This is a genomic window from Vibrio sp. 10N.239.312.D08, assembly GCF_041466145.1.
GTDB lineage: Bacteria > Pseudomonadota > Gammaproteobacteria > Enterobacterales > Vibrionaceae > Vibrio > Vibrio crassostreae_C.
Genome location: NZ_JBFSSD010000083.1, coordinates 1 through 10,465 on the forward strand (window position 1 = coordinate 1; position 10,465 = coordinate 10,465).

Annotated in this window: 8 protein-coding genes; 2 read left to right on the forward strand and 6 right to left on the reverse strand. The window is 43.9% G+C overall.

Features of this window, described 5'->3' with window-relative positions; all coding sequences use genetic code 11:
- The coding region (locus tag AB6D58_RS23810; RefSeq protein WP_372158737.1) for an AlpA family transcriptional regulator at positions 1–223 on the forward strand (223 nt) is incomplete at its 5' end.
- 256 nt (positions 224–479) lie between these two features.
- Here the strand turns inward: AB6D58_RS23810 and AB6D58_RS23815 are convergent.
- The 6 genes from AB6D58_RS23815 to AB6D58_RS23840 form a co-directional block, all read right to left on the reverse strand.
- A complete protein-coding gene (locus AB6D58_RS23815; protein WP_372158739.1) occupies positions 480–1,178 on the reverse strand; it encodes a response regulator in 699 nt (232 codons plus the stop codon).
- Positions 1,175–2,584 (reverse strand): ATP-binding protein, encoded by a 1,410-nt coding sequence (locus AB6D58_RS23820; RefSeq protein ID WP_372056549.1) that lies wholly within the window; start codon positions 2,582–2,584, stop codon positions 1,175–1,177. Before AB6D58_RS23820 ends, AB6D58_RS23815 begins: the two co-directional genes overlap by 4 nt.
- Before the next feature lie 57 nt (positions 2,585–2,641).
- A complete protein-coding gene (locus AB6D58_RS23825; protein ID WP_372158741.1) occupies positions 2,642–4,591 on the reverse strand; it encodes a MacB family efflux pump subunit in 1,950 nt (649 codons plus the stop codon).
- 3 nt (positions 4,592–4,594) lie between these two features.
- Positions 4,595–5,776: an efflux RND transporter periplasmic adaptor subunit gene (locus tag AB6D58_RS23830; RefSeq protein ID WP_170967426.1), complete on the reverse strand. Its 1,182-nt coding sequence runs from the start codon at positions 5,774–5,776 to the stop codon at positions 4,595–4,597.
- A 397-nt stretch (positions 5,777–6,173) separates the two neighbouring features.
- Positions 6,174–7,337 (reverse strand): dipeptidase, encoded by a 1,164-nt coding sequence (locus AB6D58_RS23835; protein ID WP_372158742.1) that lies wholly within the window; start codon positions 7,335–7,337, stop codon positions 6,174–6,176.
- A 338-nt stretch (positions 7,338–7,675) separates the two neighbouring features.
- Positions 7,676–9,229, reverse strand: a complete 1,554-nt coding sequence (locus AB6D58_RS23840; RefSeq protein WP_017062426.1) for an amidohydrolase family protein — start codon at positions 9,227–9,229, stop codon at positions 7,676–7,678.
- A 281-nt stretch (positions 9,230–9,510) separates the two neighbouring features.
- Here AB6D58_RS23840 and AB6D58_RS23845 point away from each other — a divergent pair, with 281 nt between their 5' ends.
- Positions 9,511–10,353: a hypothetical protein gene (locus tag AB6D58_RS23845; protein ID WP_017062424.1), complete on the forward strand. Its 843-nt coding sequence runs from the start codon at positions 9,511–9,513 to the stop codon at positions 10,351–10,353.
- Positions 10,354–10,465 lie beyond the last annotated feature (112 nt).

The window sequence follows — 10,465 nt, forward strand, 5'->3', positions numbered from 1 at the left end:
TGATCTTATTCTTCGTGCTGAAGGATTAGAATGCGGTGTTCATGACACGCTTACTCTTAAAATAAAAGAAGTCATGAAAAAGACTGCGTTAAGTAGATCCTCTATTTATCGCAAGATAAGTGAGGGCTCATTTCCTAAGCCCGCACCTATAGGAGAAAGAGCTGTTGCTTGGCTCGACAATGAAGTGGAAGAGTGGATGACAGAGTGTTTAAATCAGCGATGACTGACAGCTAATAATGTCGGTGAACAACAAAGATTGAAACTTTTCTGTTACGCGGGGCTGATTGCTACGTGACGCTATAACAAAGAATTGACAATAAAGATCAAAACTCAATGCCACTCAATAGGCTCACTCAAAGCAAAAAGTTACAATAAAGTTCGAAACTTTTCGATGCTTTTTGTCTATTCTGTCTTTTGTTGTAGCAAGCTTTTGCCCCAATACGAGTTACGAGCACATCTGAAGCTGCAATACTTACCTCTCAAATTCGTTGAGTAAACTTATAACCAACACCATAAACAGAGCGAATTGGTGATTCGCCCGTAGAGACTTGGCCTACTTTTTTACGAATATTCTTGATGTGAGTGTCGATGTTGCGATCCGATACATCAGCCGTGTCTGAATAAGCCCGATTTAAGATATCGTCACGGCTGAACACTCGACCTGTGTTCTCAAGAAACAGTTTTAGGATCTTGAACTCTTGTGGCGTCAGGTCAATTAAAGCTCCTTCAAAGCGAACTTCAAACTCATCAGGCTTCATTTCAAAACCAGAGTCGATGATCATGGATGCTTGCTGATTTGCCGAATTTATCGGTGTCACTCGGCGCAGCACCGTTTTGATGCGGGCGATGACTTCGCGTGGACTGAATGGTTTACAGATATAATCATCGGCGCCAAACTCAAGCCCCAGCAGTCGGTCAATCTCTTCGCTTTTTGCCGTAATCATAATAATTGGCAGTTGAGAAAATGCCCGAACCTGTTTACAAATATCCATGCCATCGGTATCTGGCAGCATTAAATCAAGCAGCATCATATCAACATGGTGAGTTCTGATATGGTTGATGACGTTTGAACCACTCGCGAGATGTGTTGCTTCAAAGCCATTGTTTTGGCAATACGCCACCAGAACTTCTGCGATATGAGCTTCATCCTCGACAATCAAAACTTGAGGTTTCGTCATAGGTTTACTTCCTTAAACAGTGGTAATCGGATGGTCACTTTTAGGCCGCCAAGTGGGGAATTACTAGCAATAACAATGCCTTGATGCGCTTCGGCAATTTGTTTACACAGAGCCAAGCCTAGCCCTGAACCGCCATGTTCGCGGTTTCGAGAGGACTCGACTCTGAAGAAACGATCAAACAATTTGTTGTGCATCTCAACAGGTACGCTTGGCGCCGAGTCTTGTAAGACTAATGTGAGGTCTTGATCTTCAATCTGAGCAATTAGGTTCACTTGCCCTTTAGCATGCGTATATCGGTAGCTGTTTTCCAATAAATTAGTAAATAGCTGCTTCAGGCGGTCACTATCGCCAAGTATCTGACAACGTTCATTGTTTAGCAGGGGGGTTAACGTCGAACAGTTAACAGAAAGTGGCTTTTGATCGAGTTTTGCTTCAAATCCGCTCAACACTTCCAGTAACAATTGTACTGGCTGCACCACCTCTTTTTTATAGGAGAGTCCACCGACATCGGTGATAGAGAGTTGGTACAGGTCGTTAACGATGCGGCTTAATGAATCCACCTGATCCACCATTAGTTGAATGCGCTTTTCATCGGCTTGGAAAACCCCATCTTGAATGGCCATCAGTTGTCCACGCATCACGGTTAATGGTGTCTTAAGCTCGTGCGAAACATCCGACATCCATACCGATCGGTTATTTTGGTTTTGCTCTAAGGTTTGCGCCAGAATATTCACGTTTTCCGCCAGATGAGCAATTTCATCTTTGCTCTGTTTCTCAACGCGAACTTGATAATCGCCTCGAATCATTCGATAGGTACCAGATATAAGGCGACTGATGGGTGAGACAAGATGTCGCGAGAAAACCCATGCAGTAACAAATGACAGAACAACCACAGCAAGTGCGATGGTGTAGTAATTTCTGGTTTGTTTGGCCAGAAACTCATTCTCTGCACTGTAGCTATTAATTTGAGCGGGTATGAATGAGAGGTAGCCCACTAAGTTACCATTATGCAGAATGCGCTGGTTGCGCGCATCGGGGTGAAACTCTTTACGCCCGATCACCACCTCTTTATTGGCATCAAAAAGACTCACTCGTCTCGGTACGTGAAGTAAGCGACCCAAGCTATATTCGCTCTCCGCCTCTTGTGTTGATTGGTCTGCTTTTCGATGAAAGTTAGCAATACTTTTCCACAATGCGTCATCTTGTTTTAACGACTCCCAGCTCTTTTCTTGGTCGTAAAAAAGAGTCAATTGCTCTTGTAGCGCGGCAACATGCTTTAATTCCTCAGCTTCCACGTAATCATTGAAACCCGTAGATAAGTTATGCGTGACCAGCAGCAACATTAATCCCACCGATGTAAAGCTAGTCACACAGAAAGTGAAGAAGAATTTGTAGAGTAGTTTCAATGTTCTGTCCTAGTAAAGGTTCGCCACACACACCATAAGGAATGGGGCGTTTTTGGTTTAATCTCGCGCTAGTGCTTCTACTGGATCGAGTTTGGCGGCATTGCTCGCGGGTAGAAATCCAAAGACAACGCCAATTAAAGTCGAGCAACTGAATGCTGCGATGATAGAACTTGTTGAATAAATCATTCGAATGTCACTACCCATATACCCTAATGCAAAGCCAACAAAGTAAGCCAAGCCTATTCCCATCAAGCCACCTAAAACACAGACTAACACAGCTTCAATCAGAAATTGGCGCAGGATGTCGGTTTGTCTGGCTCCGACGGCCATACGAATGCCTATCTCCCTCGTGCGCTCGGTAACGGACACCAACATAATATTCATTACCCCAATTCCGCCAACAACCAGCGAGATAAAGGCGATGGCTGAGATGAGCATGGTCATGGTTGATGAGGTTTTCTCAATGTTTTGGCGAATAGCGTCTGTATTGACTGTAAAGAAATCCTCGGCACCATGACGCGCTTTGATGAGCGTGATAATCGCCTGTTCAGCCGCTGAACTTGATACCTCGTCATTGAGTCTTACCGTAATGTCGTTAACATAGCTTTGGTTCAGTAATCGGCCCGATACTGTCGAGTAGGGGAGCCAAACATTCAACGTATCGCTGCTGGTAAGGCTATCATCTTGCTCTGCGGTGACACCGATGACGCGCACAGGCAATTGACCAAGAAAGATGACCTTACCAATCGGGTCCTCCCCCTGAAATACATCGGTTACGACATTGGCGTCAATGATCGCCACTTGCTCGAGCGAATCGATACTCTCTTGACTGAAAAACTGCCCTTTATCGAGCTCAAGCCCCTTAACTCGAAAGTAGTCTAAACCCACTCCCTCAACGCTTCCTGTATGCGCTTCACTGGCATAACGAATGGCACCATTCGCTCGTACTGTTGGTGTCACGCTATCAACAAATGCAAAGTTTTCGAGCACTTTGGCATCATCCGCAGTAAGCGTTCGGATACGACCCGAGTGTTTATCACCCCTGCCAGTTCCGGGTTTTATCTCTATCGTGTTGGTGCCCATGTTTGCCATGTTCTCAAGGATGGTTTGCTGGGAGCCAGTACCCATTGCCACAACCGATACCACCGAGGCGATACCGATGATGATCCCTAACATGGTCAGAAAGGTTCGTAGACGGTTGTTAGACATCGCAAGCAACGCCATCTTAAACGCCTCTAGATAGCGAAAAATGCTGAGTTGTTTGTTGTGATCTTGGATCGCGTTGTTCTCTTTAGCGACAACGTTTGATTTAGGTTTATCGTGGTTTTGCTGGTCTTGGATGATTTGACCATCTTTGATCTCAATGACTCGATCAGCAAACGCGGCAACCTTAGGGTCGTGAGTAACAAGAATGATGGTATGTCCGTCAGCGTGAAGCTCCTGAATAAGTTGCATCATCTCTTTGCCGCTGTGACTATCGAGCGCACCTGTCGGTTCGTCAGCAAGGATCACATCGCCACCATTGACCAGTGCTCGGGCGACACTCACACGCTGCTGCTGACCACCACTTAATTGATTGGGCTTATGATCAAGGCGCTCCTCTAAACCCAATCGAGTGAGTAGCTGCTCGGCTTTCTCACGGCGTTGCTCTTTGGTTGTATTCGCATACAAAGCAGGGATCTCTGCATTCTCAAGCGCCGTTAAGTCACTCAGTAGATGATAGCGCTGGAAAATAAAGCCGAAGTTTTCTCGTCTTAGTTGTGCAAGCTGATCAGCATCCATATTTGAGACATCCTGACCATCAATCAGATATTGGCCTTGGGATGGTTTATCAAGACAACCAAGAATGTTCATCAATGTAGATTTTCCTGAGCCAGAAGCGCCGATAATCGCCACCATCTCGCCTCGATTTATCGCTAGGTCAATGTTGTTCAGCACAGTGAGTGCTTGATTGCCAGATTGGAACGCTCGGCTCACGCCTTTGATTTCTAGTAGTGGATTATTCATCGCTTACATCCTCATTGGGCCTTGGCCGCGTATGGGCATATCGCTAGACGCGGTTGACGAGGCTTGACCAACCACCACCTCATCTCCCTCTTGAAGGCCAGATGTTATTTCTGCATATATATTATTGTTAAGCCCAACTTCGACCTGTCTTAGCTCCACTTTTCCACCTTGAATAACAGGAACTTGAAAGCCATCTTTGCCAGAGTTTTGTAGTATTTGCGCTGGGATCATCAAAGCATCATCCGCACTATCAAGAACAATCGACACCTGAGCTGTCATGCCAATGCGTAAGAGTCTGTCTGGGTTTTGCACCTCGAAGCGTGCGTTGTAGTAGATCGCATCGCTGTCGCCAATTTCTAGATTGCTATCATCACCGTTCATTAAGGTCGGGCCCGGTTCAATTGAGCGTAATACGCCACTAAAGCGTGTATCTGACTCGCCAAGAATCGAAAAGTAAGCCTGTTGCTCCTCACTGACATGGATAACATCCGCCTCAGAAATTTGAGCACGGACCACCATGGTATCGAGATCGGCAATCTCAACAATGGATGGGGTAGATTGATTGGTGTTGACCGTTTGTCCTTCCTCTACTGAAACGTACACCACAGTGCCACTCATTGGGGCATCAATCGTGGTGTAGCTCAGATTTAGACGAGCAGTATCGACGTTGATTTCGGCTTTCTGTTTTTCTGCAACTAGCTGATCTAATTCAGCTTCGTAGATAGCAAGCTCTGCTTCAGCACTGTCGTAATCCGCTTGTGATGACGCCTTGTTACTTAGCATCGACTTATAGCGCTCAAAGGTGGAGGTTGATTTCTTGATCATGGCTTGCTTAGCACGAATTTGCGCCTCGATAGAGTCGAGAGAAGCAAGCGCTTCTTTTAGCTCATTTTGTTGAGTGAGGCTGTCTATCTGTCCGATCAACTCTCCTTGCTGGACTTCTTGACCTAACTCGACAGCAATTTGTTCAATTTCTCCGGAGACTTGAGCACCGACGTTAACCAATTTATTTGGGTAAAGCACACCATTGCTCAGCACGACATCCTTGATGTTGCCTCTACGCACCATGTCAGTGGTGTACACCATTTCTTGTTGAGCGTTCTGAGCTTGGTAGTAGTATGCGCCGCTACCTATAGAGCCAATCATCAAGCATGTAATAATCGCTTTGGTTAGTTTTTTCATCATATCCCCTGAAAGGTTAAGTCGGCTGAATGAACGTTGCCTTGATTGATGATGAAATAATAACTAACAAAGATAGGGGGAAAATGAAGTGCGGTAATTTTTAAATAACTGAATAGTAAAGGTTAATTTGAATTGTGAAGAGATAATGAAGATTATGGTGTGTGCTATGAGACTATAATAAGTATTCGCTATTGATAACCGAAAGATTAGATGCAGATATCTGCCATTTAATGGAATGGAGCTTTTATTCTAAATCATTTTTGTCCGTGCGACCTCAGGTCGCACGGACAATAACAAGTTAGGAGCAGTCATAAACTGCAGTCTCATTCGAAGCGATTAAAAAAGCACTTCTAAACGAGATGTTAGAAGTGCTAATTATTGAGTAAATTTAATAAACTTCTTATACCCAGACTTGATCAAATACTCGGTACATGTTGCCACCTAAGAACTTGCTGCAGTCTTCTTCTGAGTATCCATTTTCAAGCATGGTATCAATTAGAGCTGCAACAATTTGATATGGTGCTGGGGTAGGAAACCCTTTTGCTCCTACAGCGGCACTATAGCCACCATCAGGGAATACGTTCTGCCCCATTTGTGTTTGAATAATAGACGCTGTAAAATTGATGTTCGGGATATAGTCTGAACCGAAGCCAACGTGGTCTATACCGACTAAGTTGACCATATAATCAATATGTCGAAATAATTGTTCAGTCGTCAATATATCTGGGTTAGATGTATCCATAAAGGCAGCCACCATATTTATTGAGCAAACCCCACCGGTTGCCGCAACACCTTTAATCACAGTGTCAGAAAGGCTTCTCTGATAATCGGCAATGGCTTTCGCACCTGAATGCGAAGAAATGACAGGTTGGCTACTGCGTTCAATCGCATCTAAGGAGGTTCGTTCGCCAGTATGGCTTACATCAACAGGCATACCGTATCGGTTATAAGCGTCGACAAGTTTTTTTCCATATTCAGTTAGACCACGGTTCTCAATTTCGAAGCAGCCATCACCCACATCATTACGTTGATTATATGCCAATAAACAGTAACCATAGCCCATCTCACGCCATAGTCCTACGCGATCAACATCACCACCAAATATTTGAGTACCTTGGTGAGTGAAGTAAATACCCAATTTGTTTTGTTTTACCGCTTCATCAATATCTTTGGTAGTGCGGATCATCATATAGTCGTCTGGGCGTTCTTTCATTTTGCTTAGGTAGAACTGAGCGCCTTTCATAATGCCTTCAACCGAGGCATCTAACGAGTCTGCGGAAGGACATGCTGCTAGTACCTTGAATCCAGCGGCTTTGCACTTGTCCATTTCATCATGGAATTCTGGTGCTTCAGGTGAAGACCATTGAGAGGGCCAAAGACCGGAAAAAAGGCTGTCAATAGCCATAGAATCTCGAACAATTTTTTTTGCACGTTCAGATGCAGGATATTTGTGTGTTCGTTGAGGGATTTTTGAATAATCTTTTATTTCAAATTCTGGTAATTTTGGTGCACCTGACTTTGTCGCTTTATCATTACTTGGTTCGATTTCAGATTTGTTGTCCATATTTGAAATTTTCCTTAACAGTGTTAGCTTCTATAAAATATAAATATGTTGGAAGTTTGGAAGTAAAGATAGGTACGGATTTATATCAAACGGAGTGTTAAGCCCTTTGTACGCACCTTTTTATGCACCTTTTTTATAAATAAACTACGCCCAATGACATGATAAAAACGTGATTTATGTCGAATATTTTTGGCAAATCTATCTAAATGTTACCTCAATTAGAAAATTCATTTAAAAGTATTATATGTGACACTTTAAGAAATTATCGAAGAGGTGAGATAAAAAAGCGATACCTGAGTATCGCTTTCTATAGTCTGATTTATCATTGATTAGGTGAATTAACGTCGAATGGCTTCGCCTGCTTTAACGTCTGTATCTAGTTGTGTGTTGTTGACAACGATTTTGCCGTTAACCAATAACCAATGTACGCCTACGGCTGGGTGGTTAGGATCTTGGTAGGTGCCCACATCAGCGATAGTTTCTGGGTCGAATACCACGATATCTGCGTCCATATTAGTTTGGATTCGTCCTTTATTTTTCATTTGAGGGACAAAATCTTCTATTAATTGAGCTGGCATCAGTGTCATTTTACGTAGTGCTTCCGTCATCGTTAACAAGCCGCGCTCACGAACATAGACTCTGAGTACTTTAGCAAAGGTGCCATTTGATCTAGGATGAGAGAATAGATCTTTTGGTAATGGCCACTCGTCACCTGCATAATTTTCAATGTGGCCGTCTTCGTCCATATGCATCCAGAACATTTCGTCAGATTCAATCAACACATTAGGATTTAGAATCGAAGCGTCTAATAGAGCAAGATCTTTAGGGTTTTGCTCGTCTAGGAAGTGCCAGACAATAAAGGTACCAGGTTTATTTTCTTGGTAGTCTTTCAACTGTTCTTCTGTCATACGTTCTTTACCTAGCTGAAAGTTTTCAGCGGTTGAACCCATACGTTCCCGCCAGCCTTCACCAGAAAACATGGCTGCGCCAACGACAGTACTTGCTGCGCCCCAAGGGTAAGCGCCCACAGTAACATTGATTCCTTGTTCTTGAGCCTTATTGACCATAGGTAAGATGGTTTCGATATCTTTTAATGAAGTACTGTTAATATGACAAAAGTGCATATGAGCGCCAGTGATAGCGGCATTGCCCACTAATTCTTTAACGGCTTCAAACGAGCTTTGTGGCTCGGCATTGCTGGCATAGCGAACGTGAGTATAGGTTGCTACGTCTCTTTCTGCGGCTAATTCAGCCAATGCATAATATTCTTTTTGACCATGGCCCGGTGCATAGCCAGCGTTAATCCCGATACCTAGGCCACCTTCATCAAGGCCTTGCTCAATCAGCTTGATGATTTTACTTTCTTGCTCAGGTGTTGCTATATCCATCTTCCAATCATTACGTGATTGAGCTTTTTGGAAATAGCCAACGGTCGCTTCGGGTTCCGTCTCACTAAATGTAGCAATACGAGCGTAAGTCCAACCAGCTGCTGCACCATAGTTTAATGGTAAGCCTTTTTCAGCTTGTCCTGCATACCAGTCACTGATAGGTAGAACACCAGATTCGAGTTCCAGCATAGTGGTAACGCCTTGCATCGCCTGCATTCTGTAGTCACCAATGTTTTGACCATGAGCGTGGACGTCGATGAATCCAGGGGCAACAACTTTACCTGTAGCGTCAATAGTTTTATCCCCAGAAATACTATCGGTCGTTATTGCTGTGATCTTATTATCTTTGATCCCGACATTAGCAACAGAATCGAAATTTGTTTCAGGGTCGATAACTCTGCCGTTCAAAATTACAACATCATAATTAGCGGCGATAACAAGTGGTGACATAAGGCCAAAGCCGACGATCGTAGCCTTTTTAATGAATGATTCTAGTGGTTTCATAATTTTATCCCGTGTGTGTGAGATGAACTATAAGTGTTACGTGTCAAAAATCTTAGACCAATAATTTCACGCTATCTACCTGATCCTCATCTTTGCTCATTGATAAGACAAATCTAACGTGACAAGAGAAAGTGACTCAAAAACAATCACTTTTACGCTCATCTCACCCACAGCTATTGACTTTGCCGCTCCAGAGCTGCCCTTCTCTATAAAGGCAACTTTGACAAAATAATCCTTCATAGCTAAACGTTTATGTACCAACGTTTTCGTCAGGGAAAAAAATGCCAAACCTTAAATTACGAAGTTTAAGCGCGATATTCTTCTTTGCTGTCACTCTTCCCATCGTAGTGTTAGCCGACGAGGGGCAAGATGTAGAGGAGGTAGCTAAAGAGCTAGCCAACCCAAACACAACGCTTGGCTCGATGTCCTTTAACTTGGATTGGACGAACTATCAAGGCGACTTAAATTCAGCGAACAGTCAGAACGGGTATCGCTTGAGCTTTCAACCTGTTCTCCCTGTGCCAATTGCAGAGCGAACCAACTTATTTATCAGACCAAATATACCTTTAATATTTGACCAACCCTATTACAAGGGCGATAGATTTGAAAATTCAGATGCAGGTCTCGGTGATATCGGCTTTGATGTGGCCGTTGGTCATACCTTTGAGAGCGGCATGATTGTCGTGGGGGGGATAGTGGGTACACTGCCCACCGCAACAAGCGATGAACTGGGTAACGATCAATTCTTACTCGGTCCAGAGTTTGCCTTAGCCTACGTACAAAGCTGGGGGGTTATCGGGGCGTTAATTACCCATCAATGGAACGCTGGCGGAAGCAATGACGCCGACGCGAGTATTACTGGTGGACAGTACTTCTATACCGCGAATCTAGACGATGGATGGCAAATTCAAGCGCAACCAACTTGGAGCTATAATCACGAAGCGAGCAGTGGAAATAAATTGTCATTCCCTATTGGTATTGGGTTCGCTAAGACGACTCTCATTGGTGGCAAACCCATCAAGTTTGGTCTTCAATACTGGAACTACATTGAAAGCCCTGACGCGTTTGGGATAGAGCATCAACTTCGACTGGTCATCACACCTGTTGTTGCTCTTCCTTGGTGATAACAGGTCGCAGGATAAAATTAGAGTAAGCGTGCCATGAACACCGCATTCTAATCTTTCAGCACGAAGAATAAGATCAACTCTCCAACCCAAAGGAGAGTTGAAATGGCAA

Bases quoted from the DNA above. Each gene is read 5' to 3' on its own strand.
- AB6D58_RS23815 (WP_372158739.1), bottom strand. From the start codon at position 1,178: ATGACGAAACCTCAAGTTTTGATTGTCGAGGATGAAGCTCATATCGCA.
- AB6D58_RS23825 (WP_372158741.1), bottom strand. From the start codon at position 4,591: ATGAATAATCCACTACTAGAAATCAAAGGCGTGAGCCGAGCGTTCCAA.
- AB6D58_RS23830 (WP_170967426.1), bottom strand. From the start codon at position 5,776: ATGATGAAAAAACTAACCAAAGCGATTATTACATGCTTGATGATTGGC.
- AB6D58_RS23835 (WP_372158742.1), bottom strand. From the start codon at position 7,337: ATGGACAACAAATCTGAAATCGAACCAAGTAATGATAAAGCGACAAAG.
- AB6D58_RS23840 (WP_017062426.1), bottom strand. From the start codon at position 9,229: ATGAAACCACTAGAATCATTCATTAAAAAGGCTACGATCGTCGGCTTT.
- AB6D58_RS23845 (WP_017062424.1), top strand. From the start codon at position 9,511: ATGCCAAACCTTAAATTACGAAGTTTAAGCGCGATATTCTTCTTTGCT.